This window comes from Nonomuraea sp. NPDC051191 (assembly GCF_044455665.1).
In the GTDB taxonomy this organism is placed as follows: Bacteria; Actinomycetota; Actinomycetes; order Streptosporangiales; family Streptosporangiaceae; genus Nonomuraea.
The window spans coordinates 146,563-167,113 of sequence record NZ_JBITEZ010000014.1; the positions used below are offsets into that span (position 1 = coordinate 146,563).

Below are 20,551 nucleotides of genomic sequence, written 5' to 3' on the forward strand. Positions count from 1 at the left end.
CGGTAACCCCCGAAAGGAGATCAGATGAGCTGGGCGGAGATCGGGTCCGAGGAGGAGTTGCGGGAACTGCTGGGCGAGGTGATGCCGCGGGCCGCGACCAAGGAGCGGGTCCGGCTGCACGCTCGCGACCGCGACTGGCTGGCGGCGTCACCGCTCTGCCTGATCGCCACGTCCGACGACAAGGGCAACTGCGACGTCTCGCCCAAGGGTGACCCGGCCGGGTTCGTCCACGTCGTCGACGACACCACGATCGCCATTCCGGACCGTCCGGGGAACCGCCGGGCCGACGGGTTCCACAACGTCCTGAGGAACCCGCACGTCGGGCTGATCTTCGTGGTCCCCGGCCGCAACGAGACCCTGCGCGTCAACGGCCGTGCCCGGCTCGTGCGCGAGGCGCCGTTCTTCGACGAGATGATCGTCAAGGGCCACCGGCCGCGGCTCGCCCTGGTGGTGGAGATCGAGCAGATCTTCTTCCACTGCGCCAAGGCGTTCATGCGCTCGCAGCTCTGGACGCCCGACTCCTGGAACCCCTCCGCCCTGCCCTCGCACGCCAAGCTGATCAAGGAGGTCCAGGTCGTGGAGGAGACGCTGGAGCAGTTGGAGTCGTACTACAGCGAGTCCTACGCCAAGAGGCTCTACGGCTGATCCGTACGGCCGGCGGGGGGAGCCGGTGCCGTCGGACCTCGGGAGTGCGGGATCGTGCGGGTCAGGCGGCGGGCGTCGGCCCGCCGGGGAAGTGGAGCACGTTCTGGCCGCTGTAGGCCCGCAGGTCGATCACCTTGGGGTCGGCGGCCACGGTGCTTCTGCGGCGGGCCGCCGCCCGGATGTCGCGGATCTTGTGCCTGGCGACGTGCGGTGGCACGACCGCAAGCCTCTTCATGTGAGCCCCCCGTGATGTTCCTGTTACCTCTGTTATCTACCGATACAGCCGTAAGTTCGCTGTAAAGGGTAGCTAATAGGGCAACTTTCGCCCCGAGGGGGTGCACAGATCCGGCTCGGCCGGCGGCTGCGGACGTCTCGTGCTCGTGGATCCCAGGACTCTGACGCGCGTCAGGTCCCCGGAACCAGGCGGGCGGTCACGCCGACGCGGTTCCAGGCGTTGATCATCGCGATGGAGACGACAAGCGCGGCGAGCTGCTTCTCGTCATAGTGCTCGGCCGCCTGCTCCCACACCTCGTCCGGCACGGTCTCGCCGCGGTCGGCCAGGCGGGTCGCCTCCTCGGTCAGCGCCAGGGCCGCCCGCTCGGCGGGGGTGAAGACCGTGGCCTCCCGCCAAGCCGCGACCGACCACAGCCGCTCGTCGCTCTCCCCGGCCTTCTTCATGTCCCTGCTGTGCATGTGCACGCAGTAGCCGCAGCCGTTGATCTGGCTGGCCCGCAGCTTGACCAGCTCGATCGTGGCCGCGGGCAGGTCGCTGCCGTGCATGTACGCCTCCACCGCCAGGAACCCCCGGTACGCCTCCGGGGCGAGCTTGGCGATGTCGATGCGCTGGGTCATGGTGATCCTCCCTGTGTCGTTCGCTTCCATGACACAGGACGAGGCGGCCCCGCGCGATGTGACAGCTCCGGGATGGGAATTCTCTGGTCTCAGCCCGCGCAGTTGCCCCAGGAGTTGCGGCCGCCCCACGCCTCGACGCGGTTGTCCGGGGTGCGCGTCCAACCCGCGTACTTCACGCACTTCCAGCTACCGTCGATGTGGCCGGTCTCGGCGTAGAAGCGGTAACGCTGCACGTCCTCGCTCCGGCCGCCGCCGCGGACCTCGATGGAGGCGCCGGTGACCGTAGGGGTGCCGCGGTAGGCGATCTTGATCGCCGCGACGCAGTTCTTGCCGGCGCGCTTGTTGTACATCAGGTAGACGTGTCCGAGAACCGCTCCGTCGCGCGTCTTCATCGCGCGGTGGCCGTCCCGCACCCGCTGGTAGCCCGCGCCGCAGACGCGCTCGGGCGTCTCGGCGGAGGAAGCGGCGGAGGCGGAGGTGGCCGAGGCGGCGTAGGCGGAGGAGGGGACGGCGGCGATACCGGCGGCGACCAGACCGGCCGCGATGACCGTGCGCGTCAGCACGATATTCCCTTCGGCGGGGGATAAAAGGACGTCGTCGATCTTTACCGAGACTTGACCGTAATTCAAGGGGGTTGGTGAATGCCGCTCATCGCGGTGTCCGCCGTCTGGGCCGTGTTCTGGGGAGCCTGGTCGGCCCTGCTGCCGGCGGTCAAGCTGGAGCTGGGCCTCTCGGCGGCGCAGCTCGGCGCGGCGCTGAGCGCCGTGCCGATCGGAGCCCTGCCCGCGATGGCGCTGACCGGCCGGCTGGCCCGCGGACGCGAGCGCCGGGCCCTCATGGCGGCGACCGCGCTGTTCGGGCTCACCGTGGCGGGGCTCGCCGCCGTCACCGGGCCCTGGCAGCTCGCGGCCGCGCTGCTGCTGCTCGGCGCGGCCAGCGGCGCGCTCGACGTCACGCTCAACCTGACCACGGGACGCGTCGAGCGCGAGAGCGGCCGGCGGCTCTTCCAGGTGGTGCACGCGGCCTTCCCAGTCGCGGTCATCGTGGCCGCCCCGCTCGCCGGCCTGGCCCGGTCGCTCGGGGTGCACACCGGGACCGTGCTCGTGGTGATCGGGCTGATGGTGGCGGCGACGTCCCTGTCGCTGCCGGCCCTGCCCGTCGGACGCGGCCGGCCCGCGCCCTCCGGCGACCCCCGCGCGGGACACCGGCTGTGGGGGCTCGCGCTGCTGCTCGGGACGCTGGCCGGCTGCGTGCTGGTGATCGAGAACGCGGTGGAGCAGTGGTCGGTGCTCCTGCTGGAGGAGCACCGGGACGCCACGCCCCTGACGGCCAGCCTCGCGCCCTCGGTCTACATGGCCGCGCTCACGGCCGGCCGGATCGCCGCACATACGCTGCCCCCGGTGCCGCTGCGCGCGTTGTACCTGGTCGCCGGGGCGGGCGGCGCGGCCGGGATCGCCCTGGCCGGGCTCGGCGGCGGCGTGCCGCTGTCCATGGCGGGCTTCGCCCTGACCGGGCTGACGCTAGGGCCGCTGGTGCCCGCCCTGCTCAGCCGTGCGGCCGCCGACGACCCCACCGGGACGCTGGTGTGGGGCGTGTCCACCGTCTCCTACACCGGGTTCGTCGTCAGCCCGCTGCTGGTGGCGGGCCTGACCGGGCCGTTCGGGCTGCCCGTCGCGCTCGCCGCGCTCGGCCTGCTGGGGCTGCCGCTGATCGCACGCTTCGCCGTCATCGAGGGTGAATCAGCCTGAATATGGTGCTTCGTTGGGGAAAGCGCACCACGGATCCGGGTATTGCCCGAGGTGATCGGACCGTGAAGAGGGGATCACCATGGCCGTCTGCGACAACTGCGGCAACGACTACGACATGGCCTTCGAGGTGCACGCGCAGGGCGCGGTGCACACCTTCGACTGCTTCCAGTGCGCGATCGAGGCCATGGCGCCGATCTGCGAGCACTGCGGCACCAAGGTCATCGGCCACGGCGTGCAGTCGGGCGAGCACTGGTACTGCTGCGCCCACTGCGCCCGCGAGGAGGGCAACAAGGGCATCGTCGACCGGGTGATGGCGAGCACGTCCGCCTGACCCGCGGGCGCTACGCCTCCTTGAGATCCAGCAGCGACCGCATGCGGCTCAGGGAGCGGTCGAGCGCGTCCTGAGGCACCGGGGCGGCGAGGTCGAGCGTGATGGCGCCGCCCTTGGCCTCCCAGACGCCGGCCACCCGCCCCTCGTGCACCACCACGGGCGAGATCCAGCCCGCCTGACGGCTGACCTTCGGCTTGAGCGGCGGCGGGACGAGCGGGGCGAGGGTACGCGGCGCGCCCAGGATGAACTGGTCGAAGCCCGGCAGCAGGTGGACGTCCGCCGAGGGCCGGGTGGCGGCCAGGTCGTCGGCGTGCTCGGCCAGCGCGTGGAGAACCGTGCCGTCGTCGGCCCTGATTTCCACCAGCTCGGGGGCCAGCCCCTTGACCCACCCCCTGAGCACCGCCTTCCTGGCCACGCCGCCGAACAGCCAGGTGTCGAACATCTCCGGCGTGGCCGGCCCATGGGCGCCCAGGAACGCCCGCAGCACCCGCACCCCGGCCTCTTCCTGGTCGGGGAGCACCCCCGGCCAGCCCGGGACCCACGATCGCGGCGCGGTGAAGGTGACCTTGCCCTCGCGGGGCGGCCCGTAGCACAGCTCGCCCAGGCGGCTCAGCGGCTTGAGCAGTGCCCCCCACCCGGACGTCAGCGCCTCGCGCAGATGGGCCTGCCCGGTCAGCGCCACGACCTCCTCGACCAGCTCCTCGCGGGTCAGCGGCGCGCCCTTCAACGCCTCAGGGACGGCCTCGATGACGGCCTCGATCTCGGCGGCGGTCACGCCGTGGCCGCGCTGCCAGGAGCCCTTCTCCCAGAAGCGCAGCGTGCTCAGCGCCGCGCACAGGCCGGCCAGCTCGTCGGCGGGCACCAGGTGGAGGGTGCCGCGCATGAGCCAGGTCTTGACCAGGGCACGGTCGGCCCACAGGGCCTGGTCGATCTCGCCGGGGACGGGCCGGGCGCTCCGGACCGCCACCGCGAGCTGGGCCGAGGAGGCGACCTGCGCCTGCACCCCGCACAGCCGGCGCACCACCGAGACCGCGTCAGGCCCGTCGGCCGCCGCCACGAACTGCCTGCGCAGCCGCCAGGCGAGGATCTGCGGCCAGGTGAGGTCCATCGTCATGCGTCACTTCTACCGTCTCCCACCGACAGTCCGCACATCCGCGCTCTTCGCGGCCGTTCCGGTCGCCTTCGCCGTCGCCTTCCTCCCGCAGTCCGTCGACCCGCCGCCCGCCGCCGGGTGGACGTGGCGACGGGCGGGATCTTCATCGGGCTCGGCGTGAAGCCGGCCGTGGAGCGCTGGGCGCGGGTCAGCCGGTGAAGCCGATGTCCTCGTAGCGCAGGTCGTAGAAGCCGCGCGCGCCGACGTTGGCCAGGGTCTGCCTGGCCGCCACGTTCTGCGGACGCTGGTAGAGCGGCAAAACGTTGACCAGCTTCCAGATCAGCCCGTCGGCCTCGTTCGTCTGGGTGCGGGCCGCCGCCGGGTCGAGGTTCTGGGCCGCCTTGTCCATGGCCTGGTCGATCTCCGGCGAGCCAGTCCGGCCGAAGTTGGCGTTCCAGGTCTTGCCGTTCGCTGAGTTCGCGTAGATCCCGTAGCTGCTCGAAATCGGATAGGGCGTGCCGATGTAGGCGAAGGGCGTGATGTCGAAGTTGCCGGGGATGACGTACTTGGTGAAGAAGTCGTCGCTCGGCACCGCCTTGATCGTGAGCTTCACCCCGATCTGGGCCAGCATGTTCTGGGCCAGCTCACCCTCCGACTTGCTCAGCTGCACCCCCGACGGCACCACGAACCGCAGGTCGAGCGGCTGCCCGTTCTTCTGCCTGACGGCTCCGTTCAGCTTCCAGCCGGCCGCGTCGAGCATCTGCTTGGCGCGGTCAGGGTTGTAGACGCCGAGACTTCCGGCGTTGTCCAGGTATCCCTCCTGGGTGTTCATGAAGAAGTGGTTGTTCAGCGGCTCGATCGGCCAGTCGAGCCCCTGGAGGTCGGACTGCGCGATGGCCTGCCGGTTGATGCCAAGCTGGATGGCCTGCCGCACGTTGACGTCCTTGAGCAGCTCGCTCGACCCGTTGAAGGTGAAGTGCCGGAAGTCGGGCCCGGCGGCCTGGCGCACCTGCGCGCCCTGCGTGGACCTGGCCCGCGCGTAGTCGGGCGCGGAGGGCCCGACGTCGATGAGGTCGAGCTCCCCGTTGCTGAACGCGCCGATCAGCGAGTCCTGCTCCGAGGCCCGGTAGATGATCTGGTCGAGCTTGGCCCGGTCGCCCCACCAGGTGTCGTCCCGGACGATCGTGATGGTCTTGGCCGTCTGGTCGAAGCCCTTGAACTTGAACGGCCCGGCGGTCACCGGGATCTTGTTCAGCCAGGAGGTGTTGAAGGCCTGCGGGGTCCGGTTCGTCGCGGCCGGCAGCAGCGGCCCGAACAGCGACTGCCAGTCGCCGAACGGCTTGACGAAGGTGACCTTCACCTCGTGGTCGTCCTTGCCCCGTTCGACCTTCTCGATGTCCTGGTAGCCGGTGGCCGAGACGATGTGGAAGTCGGGGTTGCGGCCGTTGAGCGCCTGCCACTGGGCCTGGTAGTCGGCCCACGTGATCGGCTGCCCGTCCGACCACTTGGCCTTGGGGTTGAGGGTGTACGTGACGACCTGCTTCGGGCTCTGGTCGGTGACCTTGGCGTCGAGCACGTAGTCGCGGTCGACGGTGATCTCCGCCTTCTCGTCGGAGACGAACGGCGAGGGCAGCAGCGCGTTGCTGATCACGGCCGCCACCGCCAGATTGCCGTCGACGTGGTTCCTGTTCCACTGGCTGGGGAACTCGTTGATGCCCCAGCGCAGCGTGCCGCCGTCCTTGACCTTGTCGCGCGGCTGCGGGTTGATGTCGAAGGCCCTGATGGTCTTGTGCGCACCTTGCGTGCCGCTCGTCGAGCCGCCCCCCGAGCCGCCGCCGCCACAGCTCACCAGCGACAGCGAGCCCGTCACGGCGACGGCCACGACAAGACGTGAAGCTTTCATCGAGCGCATTCCTCCTGATCTAGACGACGTCGAGCCTCTCGGCGTAATGGCAGGCCGCCCCCTGGTCGTCGGCCACCGGCAGCACCTCCGGCTCGACGCCCACGCACAGCGCGCGCTCGTCGTCGGTGAGCACCGAGCGGAACTTCGGGCACCGGGTGCGGAAGCGGCAGCCCGTCGGAGGGTGGGCCGGGCTGGGCAGGTCGCCTTCGAGCAGGATGCGCTCGCGTACGCGCTCACGGGCCGGGTCGGGCAGCGGGATCGCCGACAGCAGGGCCTGCGTGTACGGATGCGCCGGAGCCCCGTAGACCGCGTCGACCTGCCCGATCTCGGCGATCCTGCCCAGGTACATGACTGCCACCCGGTCGGCGATGTACCGCACCACGGCCAGGTCGTGCGCGACGAACAGGTACGACAGCCCGAGCCTGTCACGCAGCGAGCCCAGCAGGTTGATGACCCCTGCCTGGATCGACACGTCGAGCGCCGAGACCGGCTCGTCCAGCACCAGCAGCCTGGGCTCCAGCGCCAGCGCCCTGGCGATGCCGATGCGCTGCCGCTGCCCGCCGGAGAAGTCCTGCGGGTAGCGGGCGGCGTGCGCCGGGTCGAGGCCGACCAGCGCGAGCAGCTCGCCCACCCGCCGGGCCGGCCGCCGCTGCCCGTGGGTGCGCAGCGGCTCGGCCAGGATGTCGTAGACCGTCATGCGCGGGTCGAGGGAGGCCATCGGGTCCTGGAAGACCACCTGCATGTCCCGCCGGACCGCGGTGCGCTCGGCGCCGTCGAGGCGGGCGGTGTCGCGGCCGAGCACGACCACGCGCCCCTCCTGCGGCGGGACGAGCTCCAGGATCTGGGTGAGCGTGGTGGTCTTGCCGCTGCCCGACTCGCCGACCAGTCCCAGGGTCTCGCCCCGGCGGATGTCGAAGCTGACGCCGGCCACGGCGTGCACCGTGCCGACCCGGCGCTTGAACAGCGCCCCCTTGAGCAGCGGGAAGTCCTTGACCAGTCCGTCGACCTCCAGCACCGTCTGCTCGCCGCGGACCGCGGGCGCGACGGGCTCCAGGGCCGCGTGACGGCCGGGGGCCTCGGGGCGGACGACCTCCCAGCGGATGCACGCCGCCCGGTGGCCCACCCCCACGTCGAACAGCGGAGGCTCGGCCTCGTCGCACGCGTCGATCTTCAGCGGGCAGCGCGGCGCGAACGGGCAGCCGGGCGGCAGCGCGGCGGGGGAGGGCGGGTTCCCGGCGATCGGGACCAGCGGCTGCCGCCCGCCGCGGTCGACCCGCGGGATCGAGGCCAGCAGCCCCGCCGTGTACGGCATGCGCATCCGGTAGTAGATGTCGTCGACGTCGCCCACCTCGACCGGGCGGCCGGCGTACATGACCAGGACCCGGTCGGCGAACCCGGCCACCACGCCGAGATCGTGCGTGATCATGATGATCGCCGCGCCGGTCTCCCGCTGGGCCTTCTTCAGCAGCTCCAGCACCTGCGCCTGGATGGTCACGTCGAGCGCGGTGGTGGGCTCGTCGCAGATGATCACGTCGGGGTCGTTGGCGATGGCCATCGCGATCATCACGCGCTGCCGCATGCCGCCGGAGAACTCGTGCGGGAAGGCCAGCGCCCGCTCGCTCGGCGACGGGATGCCGACCAGCTCCAGCAGCTCGACGGCCTTGACCGCGGCGTTCTCCTTGCTCACCCGCTGATGGACGCGGACGGCCTCGGCGATCTGGTCGCCCACCCGGTAGACCGGCGTGAGCGCCGACAGGGGGTCCTGGAACACCATCGACACGGTCTTGCCGCGGAAGCGGGTCAGCTCCCGCTCGGGGGCGCCGACCAGCTCCTTGCCGTGCAGGCGCACCGACCCGGTCACCCGGGCGCTCGGCGGCAGCAGGCCCATGACGGCGGCCGAGGTGACCGACTTGCCCGACCCGGACTCGCCCACGATGCCCAGCACCTCACCCGGGCTCACCGAGTAACTGACCCCGCGCACCGCGCGTACGTCACCGAAGGACACGTGGAGGTCGCTGACCTCCAGGACCGGGTTCGCCGCGGGCCTCATCGCCGCGCCGCCGGGTCGAAGGCGTCGCGCAGCGCGTCGCCGATGAGGTTGACCGCCAGCACGGTCACCACCAGCAGCCCGGCCACGAACCAGAACGTCCACGGCGCGTAGACCGCCGTGCGCGAGCCGTCGGCGATCAGCGTGCCGAAGGAGACGTCGGGCGGCTGGATGCCGAACCCGAAGTACGACAGCGAGGTCTCGGTCAGGATGGCCGCGCTGACATTGAGCGTGGCGTCGACGATGAGCAGCGAGGACAGGTTGGGGATGACGTGCCGGAAGATGATCCGCACCGGCGGCACGCCCATGAAGCGGGCGGCCTGGATGTACTCGCGCTCCTTCAGCGAGATCGTCATCCCCCGGACGATCTTCGAGGTCACCATCCACAGGAACAGCGCCAGCATGATCACGAACAGCACCCACTGCCCGGCCCCGAACAGCGGCGACATGATCGCCAGGATGAGGAAGGCGGGCAGCACGAGCAGCAGGTCGGTGATCCAGCTCAGCGCCCGGTCGGTCCAGCCCAGGAAGTAGCCGGAGAAGGCGCCCACCACGGCCGCGACCGCGGTGGAGACCAGCGCCGCCAGCAGGCCCACGATCAGCGACTTCTGCATGCCGCGCAGGGTCACCGCGTAGACGTCGGCGCCCGTCTGGAGCGTTCCGAACCAGTGCTGGGCCGAGGGCGGCTGCAGGAACGCCGTGAAGTCCTTGTCGGTGTAGGACCACCGGCTGAACAGCGGCCCGACGAACGCCAGCAGGAACATCAGCGCCAGCACCGCGAACCCGACCAGCCCCTGCGGCGAGCGGAAGAAGCGGCCGGCCACCACCCGCAGCCGCGACGGCGCCCGGCCCAGGTCGCCGGTCAGCTCCTCCGCCAGCTCCTCCTCCGAGAGCGTCATCACGCCCGCACCCTCGGATCGAGTGCGGCGTGCAGCAGGTCGGAGGCGAGCGCGGCGCACAGCACGGCCACGGCGGCCAGGAAGGAGATCGCCGCCACGGTGTTGACGTCGTTGGTGAAGATCGAGTTGATCAGCTGCTCGCCCAGCCCGTGCCAGCCGAAGATCTTCTCGGTGAAGGTGGCCCCGGTCAGCAGGCTGCCGAACGTGAAGGCGAAGTAGGTGGCCACCGGGATCAGCGCGGTGCGCAGCGCGTGCCGGGTCAGCGCCTTGCGCCTGCTCAGCCCCTTGGCCCTGGCCGTACGGACGAAGTCGGCGCCGAGCACGTCGAGCATCATGTTGCGCTGGTAGCGGCTGAAGATCGCGACCAGGCCCACGGACAGCGAGATCGTCGGCAGGATCAGGTGTTGCAGCCGGTCGAGCGCGTACCCCCAGAAGCCGGTCTCCAGGCCGGCGCTGTACTCGCCGCTGACCAGCAGCACCTGGCGGCCGAAGACGTTGTCGTTGGCCCAGGCGCCGGCCAGGATCAGCATGTTGGCCAGCACCACGACCGGCACCGCGAGCACGACGAACGACAGGCCCGTCGAGAGCCGGTCGAACCAGCCGTACTGCCTGACCGCCGCGTACGCGCCCACCAGCACCCCCAGCAGGCTCCCGAAGAGCAGCCCCAGGATCACCAGCCGGAACGTGACCCCCATCCGCCGCCTGAGGTCCTCGTTGACGGGCGAGCCGGTGACCGTCTTGCCGAAGTCGCCGTGCAGCACCCCCGACGCCCACGTGGCGTAGCGCTGCAGCAGCGGGGTCTTGTCGTTGAGGTTGAGCGCGGTGAGCTGGGCGTCGACGACGGCGGGCGGCGGCTTGGGGGTGCGGTCGGCGTAGTTGGAACGCGGGTCGAGCGCCCCGGCGGCCAGCAGGTACGCCAGGCTCGCGGCCACGCCGACCAGCACCACGTAGTTGAGCAGCCTGCGGGCCAGGAACCCCGCCATCGTCCCCCTCCCGGACGCACACGATAGGTAGTCATACTGCTACAGGCGGCAGCATCGTGGCGCGCGGAAATGCCAAAGAGGGGTTAACGTCCGGAAAGTTCGTCCACGGCGGTGCGCACGTCGTCGCTGGTGATCGTCGTGAGGTCGGCGGAGCTGGCCGACCCGCCGCCCGACGCCTGGGCGGCCAGGCGCACGTCGCGGCGCATCGCGGCCCGCTCGAACAGCGACCGGGCGAAGCGGCCGTTGCCCAGGCCGTCGATCAGCCGCTCCTCGCACACCCAGGCGAACACCTCGTCGAGGTCGCGCAGGGCCTGCTCGTCGAAGTTGTCGCCGGCCTTGGCCGCCAGCAGCACCGCGATCTGCGACAGCTCGCGCGGGGAGTAGCTGGGGAAGGCCACGCGCTGGTTGAACCGGCTGGCCAGGCCGGGGTTGGTGGCCAGGAAGGAGTCCATCTCGCGCGGGTAGCCGGCCAGTACGATGACCAGCCGGTCGCGGTCGTCCTCGGCCCGTTTGAGCAAGGTCTGGACGGCCTCCGAGCCGAAGGCGTCGCCGCCCGCGTAGCCGGGGTTGACCAGGCTGTAGGCCTCGTCGATGAACAGCACGCCGCCGAGCGCCCGGTCGACCAGCTCGTTGGTCTTGATCGCGGTGGCGCCGAGGTGCTGGCCGACCAGGTCGGCGCGATGGGCCTCGACGACGTCGGGCCTGGCCAGCAGGCCGAGCGCGGCGAAGACGCGGCCGAGCACCCGCGCGACGGTGGTCTTGCCCGTGCCGGGCGGCCCGGCGAACACGAAGTGGCGCATCTGCGGCGGCGTGGGCAGCCCGCGCTCCTGCCGCATGCGGGCCACCTGGAGCTGGGCGGCGATGGCGTGCACCTGCCGCTTGACCGGCTCCAGACCGGCCATCGTGTCGAGGTCGGCCAGCGCCTCCTCCAGCGTGGGCGTGGCCACGTAGCCGCGGAAGCGGGCGGTCAGCTCCTCGAACGCCTTCGTCACGTCGGGCGTGGTGGTGGTCACCAGGTCCTGTGTGGTCGGGGTGCCGCCGGCGCCCACCACCCGGACGTCCCTGGCCTGCGCGGCGGCCTCGACCAGGCTGCGCACGAACCGGGCGTTGCCCAGCTCGTCGACCAGGCCGCGCCGCTGGACGTCTTCGAAGAGGCCGAGCAGGGCGCGCCCGGTGTCGGGGCCCATCGTGTCGCCCCTGCGCCGCTGGAGCACCTCGGTGATCTCGGCCAGCTCGGGGGCCGAGTAGCTGGGGAAGCGCACGCGGGTGGCGAACCGGCTGGCCAGGCCGGGGTTGCTGGACAGGAACCCGGCCATCTCCTGCTCGTAGCCGGCCAGGATGATGATCAGGCGCTCGCGGTCGTCCTCGGCCCGCTTGAGCAGGGTCTGCACGGCCTCGGCGCCGAACCTGTCGGGCTGGCCGTCGGAGGAGTTGACCAGGCCGTAGGCCTCGTCGATGAACAGCACGCCGCCGAGCGCCCGGTCGACCAGCTCGTTGGTCTTGATCGCGGTCGCGCCCAGGAACTCGCCCACCAGGTCGGCCCGCTGCGCCTCGACCACGTAGGGGGTCTCCAGCAGGCCGAACGCGTAGAAGATCTTGGCCAGCGCGCGGGCCACGCTGGTCTTGCCGGTGCCCGGCGGGCCGACGAAGACGAAATGCCTGGTCGGGCGTTCGGCGGTGTAGCCGGCCTCGGCCCGCAGCCGGGTGGCCTCGATGGAGGCGGCGATCGAGCGGACCTGCTCCTTGACCGGCGCCAGCCCGATCATGCCCTCCAGCTCGGCCAGCGCGTCCTCGACGGAGATCTGCGGCGGCGCCCCCGCCTTGTCGGCCTGCTGCTCGGGACGGCTCTCACGGGCGCGCACGCGCACCTGCTGCTCCTCGGCGGACAGCTCGGCCTTGGCCCGGCGCGCCTGGAGGAACCGGTAGACCAGCATGACGACGGCCGCCGCGCAGGCGCCCCAGAGCGCGGCGGCGGCCGACAGGAAGGAGAGCCCGAAGGCCAGCACCCCGGCGGGCACGAGCGCCGCCAGCGTGCTCACCCACGGCGTGACCCAGCGGATGAGGTGGGAGGCGGCGGCCACGGGCAGGGCCAGCGCGACCATCGCGTGCAGTGCCACGGATCCGGGCGGGAAACGCCAGGAGAACAGCGGCAGCACCAGCACGACCCAGCCGGCCACGACCAGCGCCGTCGCGGCGGCCCGCGGGAAGCGCATGGTCAGCGCCACGAAGGCGAGCGCCAGCAGGACGAGGGGGAACGTCGTCAGCAGATCCCAGCCGAGCGCCGCGCCCACGCCCATGGCGGCGATGAGCAGCACGGCGTAGAGCACCCGGCGCACGGCCGGGGGAATCTGGAAATATCGCAGCCTCACCTGCTCGAACAGATCCCGCGCCGCGTCCCGCCCCGCGGCCTGGGCCCTGTCGGACTCACGCATCACGCCTCCCCGGTCCGCCCCCGGTTATACCGCACCCGACCGACGATTGGGCGGGCCTGACACGCTAGGTGGAGGTCACGAAACGGGCGATCAAACGTCCGAATTCGGGGCCGGCGTCCTCCTGGAGGAAGTGTCCGGCGCCGGCGATCACCGGATGGGACAGCCCGGCCGTGCCCGCGACGGCCTTGAGCATGATGGGCGCCATGCCGGCGGTGATGGGGTCGCCGTCGGAGAAGGCCACCAGGAACGGGCGGTCGAGCGTCGTGAGGATCTGCCAGGCAGTGCGGTTGGCGGGCGCGGCGGGGTCGTCGGGCGTGACCGGCACGAGACCGGGCATGACACGCGGGCCCGCTTTGTACGACTCGTCCGGGAACGGCGCGTCGTAGGCCGCCCGCACCTCGTCACTGAGCCGCGTCCGGCAGCCGGCCTGGACCAGGCGGGCGATGTCCAGCGTGGGGGCCGCGGCGACGGTGTCCTTGAAGCGGTGCCAGACGTCGGGCATGGGAATGTCACCCGAGGGCAACCCCGTGTTGGCGGCCACGATCCTGGCCACGCGTTCCGGGTGCTCGGCGGCGATGCGCAGCCCGATCAGCCCGCCCCAGTCCTGGCCGACGACGGTGACGCCGTCCAGGCCGAGCGCGTCGAACAGCAGCGCGCGGGTCCACTCCACGTGCCTGGCGTAGGTGTGCTCGGCCGGGTCCACCGGTTTGTCCGAGCGGCCGAAGCCGATCAGGTCGGGGGCGATCGCGCGCAGCCCGGCCGCGGCCAGCTCGCGCATGACGTGGCGGTAGAGGAAGGACCAGCTCGGCTCGCCGTGCAGCAGGACGACCGGCTCGCCGTCCGCGGGGCCCGCCTCGACGTAGGCCATGCGCGGGCCGTCCGGCAGGTCGGCGTGGCGGGGCTCGTAGGGGAAGTCGGGCAGGCCGGCGAAGCGCTCTTCGGGGGTTCGCAGAGTCCGCATAGAACAAAACTCTAGTCACCGTCGCTGGTGCCGGCCGGGGAACTCGCCGACGAGCACCTGCTTGGGGGTGACGCGCAGGACGTCGGGGCCGGGCCGGGCGATGCCCCGTACCTCGACCCAGAACCGCCGTTGCAGCGGGTCGGCCGCGAACACCGCGACGCGCGGGTCGGCCTCGACGCCCTCCCACGCCTCGGGCCCGGCGATCAGCCGCAGCTCGCCGGAGGAGGTGACGGACCCGGCCGCGCCGACGACCCGGGGGCCCATGGGGTCGCCGTAGGCCAGGACGAGGCTCCTGGCGTAGGAGAACGCCTGGCGTACCTCCGAGGGCAGCGCCACCGAGGGCGCGCCGCCCATGGGCAGATCGCACATGACGAGGGAGGCCCGCCAGGGCCCCGGCGCGCCGTGCCACCACGAGCGCAGGGCGCGCACCGCGTACACCGCCATCGCCGCGCCCAGCGCGCCCAGTCCCGTCCGCCAGCCCCAGGCCGACCCCAGCGCGCCCCCCACGGCGCAGCCGAGGGCGGCGAGCGCCACCAGGCAGCCCGCGGCCAGGAGCCACCCGTCGCCCCTGCCGCGGGCGCGCAGCCAGGCCCGCACCATCGGGAACGGCACCGCCACCGCGGCCACCGCGGCCCTGGGCTCGACCACCAGCGCCCCGCCCACCAGCGGCACCAGCACCGACCAGGTCCTGACGAGGACGATCCACAACGTCACGCCGGCGTTCCTGGCCGCCGTGCGCTCGCCCGGGACGGACCCCAGCTCGGCCAGCGCGGGCAGCGGCCGCCCCCGCCACGCCTCCGCCAGCACCCGCACGACCGCCAGCGCCGGCCACATCAGCACCACGATCCCGGCCAGCCCCGCCCAGACCGGATCCAGCCAGGACGGCGCCGCCGGCACCGTGCCCAGCAGCAGCCAGGCCGCGAACGCCGGCACCGACAGCCCCGCCGACACCACGGCCGCGCCCAGCCATGGATCACGCCCGGCCATGGCAGGCACGTACGCCCACACCCCCACCCGCCGCGCCTGCCGGACCGTCAGCGGCACCAGCGCGGCCAGCGCGGCGAACCCGCCCGCCCGGGCCCACGCCGCCGCGTCGAGGGCGAGCGCGGCCGCCGCGACGGCGATCACGGCCAGGGCGAGCAGCAGCCTGACCTGGCGGGCCCAGACCTCCAGCGCCCGCCTGGCCCGTCCCGTCTGGCGCGGGTCGACCGGCCAGGCCGGGTCGTGGTGCGGGCGCGGCCGGTCCCAGCGCAGCAGGCACAGGGCCAGGTTCACGCGGGCCTGCGGATGGGCCGGTGCCCTGGCCAGCGCGGCGCGGTAGGCCCGCTCGGCCTCCGGATGGTCGTCGCGCAGCAGCGCCAGGTCACCGAGCAGGACCTCGGGATCGGCCTCCTCGGGCGCGAACCGCGCGGCCAGGACGGCGTCGGAGACCGCCTCGGACCAGCGGCCGGGGATCCGGCGGGCGATGGAGGCCAGGCGCACGCGCGCGGACCAGGAGCCGGGGGCGAGGTCCGCCGCGCGCTCGGCCGGGGGAAGGGCGTCGGCGTCGCGGCCCAGGCGCTCGTGGGCCAGGCTGACGAGGCGGTGGGCCCATTCGTCGCCGGGGTCGAGGTCGGCCGCCCGGCGCGCGGCCTCCAACGCCGACTCGGGACGGCCGGCGTTCAGCCTGGTCAGAGCCTCGGTGCACCACTCGCGTGGGGACTTATCGGAAATATCGTCTTTCCCGGCACGTCCATCGTTCCCCACGGCTCCCATGATCCGGCGACGGATGCGCGATGGATAGATACGGACATATTGCTGTATCTCTCTAGAGAGGTGGGGGCCGTCGTGGATCGGCCGATACCGCTATGCCAGGCGCCTGGCATGGCCTAAGCTGCCACGCAAGCCGGAGTGGAGAGCCGCGGCAGGAGAGGGCACGAGATCGCCCCCCGCGAGTTCCGCCGCTTTCGACCATTCTGCAGGTGCAGGCCCAGGTGACCGGATCGGCCTGCGAGGAGGCCCATGACCGTCACACAGGCCGCACCCCTCGTACGGCGTGCCGATCGCCTGCCTCGGGACAACCGCTGGGCCGTCCTCGTCCTGCTCTGCCTGAGCCTGCTGCTGATCACGGTCGACGCCACCGTCCTGCACATCGCGGTGCCCGCGCTCACGGCCGCGCTGGAGCCGTCCGCCGTCCAGCTCCTGTGGATCATCGACATCTACTCGCTCGTCGTCGCGCCGCTGCTCATCGTGTTCGGCACGCTCGGCGACCGCTACGGGCGCAAACGGCTGGTCCTGGGCGGCTTCGTGCTGTTCGGCCTGGCCTCGGCGGGGGCGGCGTTCGCGCCCACGCCGCTGACCCTGATCCTGGCCAGGGCGCTGCTCGGCGTCGGCGGCGCCATGATCATGCCGGCCACGCTCTCGCTGATCCGCCAGGTGTTCACCGACCGGCGCGAGCGGGCTGTCGCGCTCGGCGTCTGGAGCGCGGTCGCGGCGGCCGGGGCGGCGGTCGGCCCGCTGATCGGCGGCGTGCTGGTCGGCGTCTGGTGGGGCGCGGTCTTCCTGATCAACGTGCCGATCCTGCTGGTGCTGCTGCCCCTGGCCGTCCGGCTGCTGCCGGAGTCGCCGCTGCGCAGGGAACGCCCCTGGGACTCCCCGAGCGCCGTGCTGTCGGTGCTCGGCCTGCTGGCACTGGCCTTCGGGCTGAAGGAGGCCGGGTCGGGGAGCCTGCTGCCGTTCTGGGCCTCGGTGCTGGTGTTCCTCGCAGGGGCGGGGCTGCTGGTCGCGTTCGTACGCCGCCAGTCCCGCCTGCCTGCTCCGCTGCTGGAGCTGGCCCTGTTCCGGCGGCGCGAGTTCACCACCGGCGTGGCCGGCGTGCTGCTGGGCGTGTTCGCGCTGGTCGGCCTCCAGCTCATGCTGGCCCAGTACCTCCAGCTCGTGCTGGGCGACAGCCCGCTGCGCGCGGCGGTCAGGATGTTGCCGCTGGTGCTGTCGGCGATCACCGGCGGGCTCGCGGCGGCCCACCTCCTGCCCAGGATCGGCATGCGCGCCACCATGAGCGGCGGCCTCGGGCTCGTCGCGCTGGCCCTGACGCCCACGCTCAGCTGGGGCGTCGAGGGCCATCCCGTGATGCTGGCGGTCTGCTTCGTGGGCATCGGGTTCGGCGTGCAGGTGGCGCTGCTGGCCGCCTCCGACACGATCATGTCCTCGGTCCCCGAGTCCCGCGCCGGCGGGGCCGCGGCCATCGAGGAGACCGCGTACGAGCTGGGCGCGGGCCTCGGCGTCGCCGTACTCGGCACGATCACCACGATCGCCTACGCGCCCGCGCTGCCCGCCGTGCCCGGAGTGTCCGCGGGCGGCATGGACCAGGCGCGGCAGTCGCTGGCCGGAGCCGCCCACGTCGCCCGCGAGATCGGCGGCAGCACCGGCGACGCGCTGCTCGACGCCGCACGCTGGGCCTTCGTCAACGCCCTGCACACGACCGTGGTCGTGAGCGTCGTCCTGCTGAGCCTGACCGCCGTCGCGGTGGCCATGCTGCTCAGCCGTGATTGAGGTGTGCCATGGCCCGATCAGGGCAGACAAGTACCGTGAAACAGGCCCTGCGTGATGTCGCCGCCTTAGTCGCCCGCGTCGGGGTGGGCGGCATCTTCTTCGCCAACGGCTGGACCAAGCTGGAGGACGGGCTCACCGCCACCGGCGCGAAGTTCCTCCAGCAGGGCGCCCCGGCACCCGGCGCATGGGCCACGGTCACCATGCTCACCGAGCTGATCGGCGGCGCGCTGCTGATCGCCGGGCTGGGCGTCGCCGTCACCGGGCTGATCCTGTTCGCCGAGGCGCTCGGCGTCTTCCTGGTCGCCCCGCCGCTCAACCTCATCAGCCTGAACGAGCTGATCCTCCTCGGAACGGCCTCCATCCTGCTCGCCGTCGTGGGCGCGGGGCGGCTGTCGGTCGACCACATGGTCGTGATCCGCAGGCGGGAGTCGGAGGCGGCCGACGAGTTCGCCGCCGACGCCGAGGCCGACCGGGTGCTCGCCTCGCTGCGCGACTCCGACGCGCCCGCGCGGCAGTCGAAGCCGGCCGAGGACGCCGCGCCGCGGGCCGAGGACGTCCCCTCGCCCATGGCGGACACCGCGCCGCACCCCCGGCCCCGTACGCGGCCCGTCAAGCCGCCGGCGGCCGAGGAGCCCGCGCCCGATCCGGCGCCGGTCCCGGGCGACACGCTGGTGGCCGGCCGCAAGAAGCCCGCGCCCCGCGGCCGGCGTCCCTCATCGGAGGGCTGAGCGGGCGGGCACGCGCAGCGCGCCCTGGGTGAGCGCGATGGCCAGCAGGATGACCAGCGCGCCCACCGGCTGGTTCCAGGTGATCGTCTCGTCGAGCAGCAGCACGCCCGAGATCACCGCGAACACCGGCAGCAGGTACGTCACCGTCGAGGTCGTCGTCACGCCCGCCATGGTCTGCACCCGGTACAGCAGCAGGTAGGCCACGCCCGTGCCGAGCCCGCCGAGGCCCAGCATGCTCCACCAGACCTCGGCGGGCGCCGCGGTGTCCGCCAGCGGCACGCCCGCCACCAGCGTGATCACCGCGAGCTGGGCCGCGCCCGTCAGGAGCTGCCCGGCGGCCAGCACCACCGGCGGCTCGGGACGCCGCCCGGTGATGAACCGCCCCATGTACGCCCCGCCGATCCCGTAGCAGAGCGCCGCGCCGAAGCAGGCCAGGCTGCCGCCGAGCTGCCCGCCCGCCATGGGCTGCCACACCCCGAGCACCACCATGACGCCCGCGAACCCGAGGCCGAGCCCGGCCGCCCGCGCGGCGGTCGCCCGTTCGGCGCGCAGCACCAGGGTGAAGGCCAGCGTGCACAGGGGCGTGGTGGCGTTCCAGATGGCGGCGACGACCGAGGAGACGTACTGCTCGCCGTAGGCGAACAGGGTGAAGGGCAGCGTGGTGAGCACGACGGAGGCGATCTGGAAGTGCCCCCACAGCCGCGGGTCGCGGGGGAGCGCTCGCCGGGTGACCGCGAGCGCGATCAGCAGGGTGGCCGCGCCGACCGCCATGCGGCCGAACGACACCTGCAGCGGATGCAGCGCCCCCACGGCGATCTTGATGAAGAAGAAACTGTTGCCCCAGATGGCGGCCAGCAGCAGGAACGCGGGCAGCCACCTCCCCGCGGCCTCGCTGCGCACGTACGCCTCCCGTAGATGAACCACCGAGGAGCGTAGCGACCAGGACCGACATTTCTGAAATGTGCGGGGATAAGGTCACGTGTCGGCCGTGAGCCGGGCCACCACCCGCATCTTGTTCATCGCGTCCAGCGCCGCCACCTTGTACGACTCCGCCAGCGTCGGATAGTTGAACACCGCGTTGACCAGGTAGTCGACGGTCCCGCCGCAGCCCATCACCGTCTGGCCGATGTGCACCAGCTCGGTCGCGCCCGTGCCGAACACGTGCACGCCCAGCAGCCGCCGGTCCTCGGAGGAGACCAGCAGCTTGAGCATCCCGTACGAGTCGCCGATGATCTGCCCCCTGGCCAGCTCCCGGTAGCGCGAGATGCCCACCTCGAACGGGATCCGGTCGCGGGTCAGCTCGTCCTCCGACTTCCCGACGAAGCTGATCTCCGGGATGGTGTAGATGCCGATGGGCGGCAGCTCCCGCAGCTCCTCCACGGGCTCTCCGCAGGCGTGCTGGGCGGCCACCCGGCCCTGCTCCATCGAGGTGGCGGCCAGCGCGGGGAAGCCGATCACGTCCCCGACCGCGTAGATGTGCGGCACGGCCGTGGCGTAGTGCTCGTCCACCCGGATCCTGCCGCGGTCGTCGGCGGCCAGCCCGGCGGCCTCCAGGTTCAGCTCGGCCGTCCTGCCCTGGCGGCCCGCCGAGTACATGACGCAGTCGGCGGGGATGCGCTTGCCGCTCTCCAGCAGGGTCAGCGCGCCGCGCGGGCGGCGTTCGACGGCGGCGACATGCTCGCCGAAGCGGAAGGTCACCGCCAGGTCGCGCAGGTGGTACTTGAGCGCCTCCACGATCTCCAGGTCGCAGAACTCCAGCATGCGCTCACGCCGTTCGACCACGGTCACCTTGGTGCCGAGGGCGGCGAACATGGAGGCGTACTCGATGCCGATGACCCCGGCGCCGACGACCACCATGGTCTCGGGCACCCGGTCCAGGTGCAGGATCGCGTCGGAGTCGATGACCGTGCGCTCGTCGAACTGCACGCTGTCCGGGCGGGCGGGGGAGGTGCCGGTGGCGATCACGATCCGGTCCGCGGTGACCTTGCGCTCCTCCTCGCCGCTGATCCCGACGGTGTGCGGGTCGAGGAAACGTCCGGTGCCGGGCAGGACCGTGACGTGGTTGCGGGCGAGCTGGCTGCGGATCACCTGGACCTCGCGGCCGATCACGTGCTGGGTGCGCATCCCGAGGTCGGCGACCGTGATCTCGTCCTTGACGCGGTAGCTGGCGCCGTACAGCTCGCGCTGGTTCAGGCCCGTGAGGTAGAGGACCGCCTCGCGCAGCGTCTTGGAGGGGATCGTGCCGGTGTTGATGCAGACGCCGCCGATCATGTTCCGCTTCTCGACGACGGCCACCCGCCTGCCCAGCTTCGCCGCCGCGATGGCCGCCTTCTGCCCGCCGGGACCGGAACCGAGCACCAACACGTCGTAATCCGCCACATGGTCCGCCACAGGGTCC

18 protein-coding genes are annotated in these 20,551 nt (G+C 72.2%); 5 read left to right on the forward strand and 13 right to left on the reverse strand.

Going from position 1 to position 20,551, the window contains the following annotated elements:
* Positions 1 to 24 precede the first annotated feature (24 nt).
* Complete coding sequence (locus ACIA8R_RS36665; RefSeq protein WP_364090732.1) at positions 25 to 645, forward strand: pyridoxamine 5'-phosphate oxidase family protein; 621 nt, start codon at positions 25 to 27, stop codon at positions 643 to 645.
* A gap of 61 nt (positions 646 to 706) precedes the next feature.
* Here ACIA8R_RS36665 and ACIA8R_RS36670 read toward each other — a convergent pair whose 3' ends face one another.
* From ACIA8R_RS36670 to ACIA8R_RS36680, 3 genes are all read right to left on the reverse strand, one after another.
* The gene (locus ACIA8R_RS36670; RefSeq protein ID WP_364090729.1) at positions 707 to 880 is read right to left on the reverse strand and encodes a hypothetical protein; all 174 of its coding nucleotides are present in this window, start codon (positions 878 to 880) and stop codon (positions 707 to 709) included.
* A 170-nt stretch (positions 881 to 1,050) separates the two neighbouring features.
* Positions 1,051 to 1,497, reverse strand: coding sequence for a carboxymuconolactone decarboxylase family protein (locus tag ACIA8R_RS36675; protein WP_364090726.1), 447 nt, complete (start codon positions 1,495 to 1,497; stop codon positions 1,051 to 1,053).
* An 89-nt stretch (positions 1,498 to 1,586) separates the two neighbouring features.
* Positions 1,587 to 2,060 (reverse strand): hypothetical protein, encoded by a 474-nt coding sequence (locus ACIA8R_RS36680; RefSeq protein WP_397042303.1) that lies wholly within the window; start codon positions 2,058 to 2,060, stop codon positions 1,587 to 1,589.
* 78 nt (positions 2,061 to 2,138) lie between these two features.
* On the opposite strand from ACIA8R_RS36680, the gene ACIA8R_RS36685 reads away from it, so the two are divergent.
* Together ACIA8R_RS36685 and ACIA8R_RS36690 are read left to right on the forward strand one after the other, a co-directional pair.
* On the forward strand, positions 2,139 to 3,245 hold the full coding sequence (locus tag ACIA8R_RS36685; protein ID WP_397042304.1) for an MFS transporter: 1,107 nt from the start codon (positions 2,139 to 2,141) through the stop codon (positions 3,243 to 3,245).
* A 79-nt stretch (positions 3,246 to 3,324) separates the two neighbouring features.
* Complete coding sequence (locus ACIA8R_RS36690) at positions 3,325 to 3,576, forward strand: hypothetical protein (RefSeq protein WP_357698615.1); 252 nt, start codon at positions 3,325 to 3,327, stop codon at positions 3,574 to 3,576.
* A 10-nt stretch (positions 3,577 to 3,586) separates the two neighbouring features.
* Here ACIA8R_RS36690 and ACIA8R_RS36695 read toward each other — a convergent pair whose 3' ends face one another.
* The 8 genes from ACIA8R_RS36695 to ACIA8R_RS36730 all read right to left on the reverse strand — a co-directional run bounded on the left by ACIA8R_RS36695 (position 3,587) and on the right by ACIA8R_RS36730 (position 15,649).
* Entirely contained in the window at positions 3,587 to 4,690 is a 1,104-nt protein-coding gene (locus ACIA8R_RS36695) for a winged helix DNA-binding domain-containing protein (protein WP_357698612.1), read from the reverse strand.
* 187 nt (positions 4,691 to 4,877) lie between these two features.
* Positions 4,878 to 6,572 (reverse strand): ABC transporter family substrate-binding protein, encoded by a 1,695-nt coding sequence (locus ACIA8R_RS36700; RefSeq protein ID WP_357698609.1) that lies wholly within the window; start codon positions 6,570 to 6,572, stop codon positions 4,878 to 4,880.
* Positions 6,573 to 6,591: 19 nt separating this feature from the next.
* Positions 6,592 to 8,622, reverse strand: coding sequence for a dipeptide ABC transporter ATP-binding protein (locus tag ACIA8R_RS36705; RefSeq protein ID WP_397042305.1), 2,031 nt, complete (start codon positions 8,620 to 8,622; stop codon positions 6,592 to 6,594).
* Positions 8,619 to 9,518: an ABC transporter permease gene (locus ACIA8R_RS36710; protein ID WP_364091052.1), complete on the reverse strand. Its 900-nt coding sequence runs from the start codon at positions 9,516 to 9,518 to the stop codon at positions 8,619 to 8,621. Before ACIA8R_RS36710 ends, ACIA8R_RS36705 begins: the two co-directional genes overlap by 4 nt.
* On the reverse strand, positions 9,518 to 10,501 hold the full coding sequence (locus ACIA8R_RS36715) for an ABC transporter permease (RefSeq protein ID WP_364090709.1): 984 nt from the start codon (positions 10,499 to 10,501) through the stop codon (positions 9,518 to 9,520). The genes ACIA8R_RS36710 and ACIA8R_RS36715 overlap by 1 nt, the downstream gene beginning before the upstream one ends.
* Positions 10,502 to 10,584: 83 nt before the next feature.
* On the reverse strand, positions 10,585 to 12,933 hold the full coding sequence (locus ACIA8R_RS36720) for an AAA family ATPase (protein ID WP_364090705.1): 2,349 nt from the start codon (positions 12,931 to 12,933) through the stop codon (positions 10,585 to 10,587).
* Between the two features lie 64 nt (positions 12,934 to 12,997).
* The gene (locus ACIA8R_RS36725; protein ID WP_364090702.1) at positions 12,998 to 13,894 is read right to left on the reverse strand and encodes a haloalkane dehalogenase; all 897 of its coding nucleotides are present in this window, start codon (positions 13,892 to 13,894) and stop codon (positions 12,998 to 13,000) included.
* A gap of 15 nt (positions 13,895 to 13,909) precedes the next feature.
* A complete protein-coding gene (locus ACIA8R_RS36730) occupies positions 13,910 to 15,649 on the reverse strand; it encodes a hypothetical protein (RefSeq protein ID WP_397042306.1) in 1,740 nt (579 codons plus the stop codon).
* 246 nt (positions 15,650 to 15,895) lie between these two features.
* Between ACIA8R_RS36730 and ACIA8R_RS36735 the strand changes: the two genes are divergently transcribed.
* Positions 15,896 to 17,425, forward strand: coding sequence for an MFS transporter (locus tag ACIA8R_RS36735; RefSeq protein WP_364090693.1), 1,530 nt, complete (start codon positions 15,896 to 15,898; stop codon positions 17,423 to 17,425).
* Between the two features lie 35 nt (positions 17,426 to 17,460).
* Complete coding sequence (locus ACIA8R_RS36740) at positions 17,461 to 18,153, forward strand: DoxX family membrane protein (RefSeq protein WP_397042307.1); 693 nt, start codon at positions 17,461 to 17,463, stop codon at positions 18,151 to 18,153.
* Here the strand turns inward: ACIA8R_RS36740 and ACIA8R_RS36745 are convergent.
* Entirely contained in the window at positions 18,139 to 19,077 is a 939-nt protein-coding gene (locus tag ACIA8R_RS36745; RefSeq protein ID WP_397042308.1) for a DMT family transporter, read from the reverse strand. The two genes, ACIA8R_RS36740 and ACIA8R_RS36745, sit on opposite strands and share 15 nt — an antisense overlap.
* 51 nt (positions 19,078 to 19,128) lie before the next feature.
* The gene (sthA, locus tag ACIA8R_RS36750) at positions 19,129 to 20,544 is read right to left on the reverse strand and encodes a Si-specific NAD(P)(+) transhydrogenase (RefSeq protein WP_397042309.1); all 1,416 of its coding nucleotides are present in this window, start codon (positions 20,542 to 20,544) and stop codon (positions 19,129 to 19,131) included.
* Positions 20,545 to 20,551: the final 7 nt, after the last annotated feature.

What these genes read in the sequence shown, in the direction of transcription:
- ACIA8R_RS36720 (WP_364090705.1), bottom strand. Translation starts at nt 12,933, where the DNA reads ATGCGTGAGTCCGACAGGGCCCAGGCCGCGGGGCGGGACGCGGCGCGG.
- ACIA8R_RS36710 (WP_364091052.1), bottom strand. Translation starts at nt 9,518, where the DNA reads ATGACGCTCTCGGAGGAGGAGCTGGCGGAGGAGCTGACCGGCGACCTG.
- ACIA8R_RS36685 (WP_397042304.1), top strand. Translation starts at nt 2,139, where the DNA reads ATGCCGCTCATCGCGGTGTCCGCCGTCTGGGCCGTGTTCTGGGGAGCC.
- ACIA8R_RS36735 (WP_364090693.1), top strand. Translation starts at nt 15,896, where the DNA reads ATGACCGTCACACAGGCCGCACCCCTCGTACGGCGTGCCGATCGCCTG.
- ACIA8R_RS36665 (WP_364090732.1), top strand. Translation starts at nt 25, where the DNA reads ATGAGCTGGGCGGAGATCGGGTCCGAGGAGGAGTTGCGGGAACTGCTG.
- ACIA8R_RS36675 (WP_364090726.1), bottom strand. Translation starts at nt 1,497, where the DNA reads ATGACCCAGCGCATCGACATCGCCAAGCTCGCCCCGGAGGCGTACCGG.
- ACIA8R_RS36690 (WP_357698615.1), top strand. Translation starts at nt 3,325, where the DNA reads ATGGCCGTCTGCGACAACTGCGGCAACGACTACGACATGGCCTTCGAG.
- ACIA8R_RS36705 (WP_397042305.1), bottom strand. Translation starts at nt 8,622, where the DNA reads ATGAGGCCCGCGGCGAACCCGGTCCTGGAGGTCAGCGACCTCCACGTG.
- ACIA8R_RS36725 (WP_364090702.1), bottom strand. Translation starts at nt 13,894, where the DNA reads ATGCGGACTCTGCGAACCCCCGAAGAGCGCTTCGCCGGCCTGCCCGAC.
- ACIA8R_RS36730 (WP_397042306.1), bottom strand. Translation starts at nt 15,649, where the DNA reads ATGGGAGCCGTGGGGAACGATGGACGTGCCGGGAAAGACGATATTTCC.
- ACIA8R_RS36695 (WP_357698612.1), bottom strand. Translation starts at nt 4,690, where the DNA reads ATGACGATGGACCTCACCTGGCCGCAGATCCTCGCCTGGCGGCTGCGC.
- ACIA8R_RS36700 (WP_357698609.1), bottom strand. Translation starts at nt 6,572, where the DNA reads ATGAAAGCTTCACGTCTTGTCGTGGCCGTCGCCGTGACGGGCTCGCTG.
- ACIA8R_RS36715 (WP_364090709.1), bottom strand. Translation starts at nt 10,501, where the DNA reads ATGGCGGGGTTCCTGGCCCGCAGGCTGCTCAACTACGTGGTGCTGGTC.
- ACIA8R_RS36670 (WP_364090729.1), bottom strand. Translation starts at nt 880, where the DNA reads ATGAAGAGGCTTGCGGTCGTGCCACCGCACGTCGCCAGGCACAAGATC.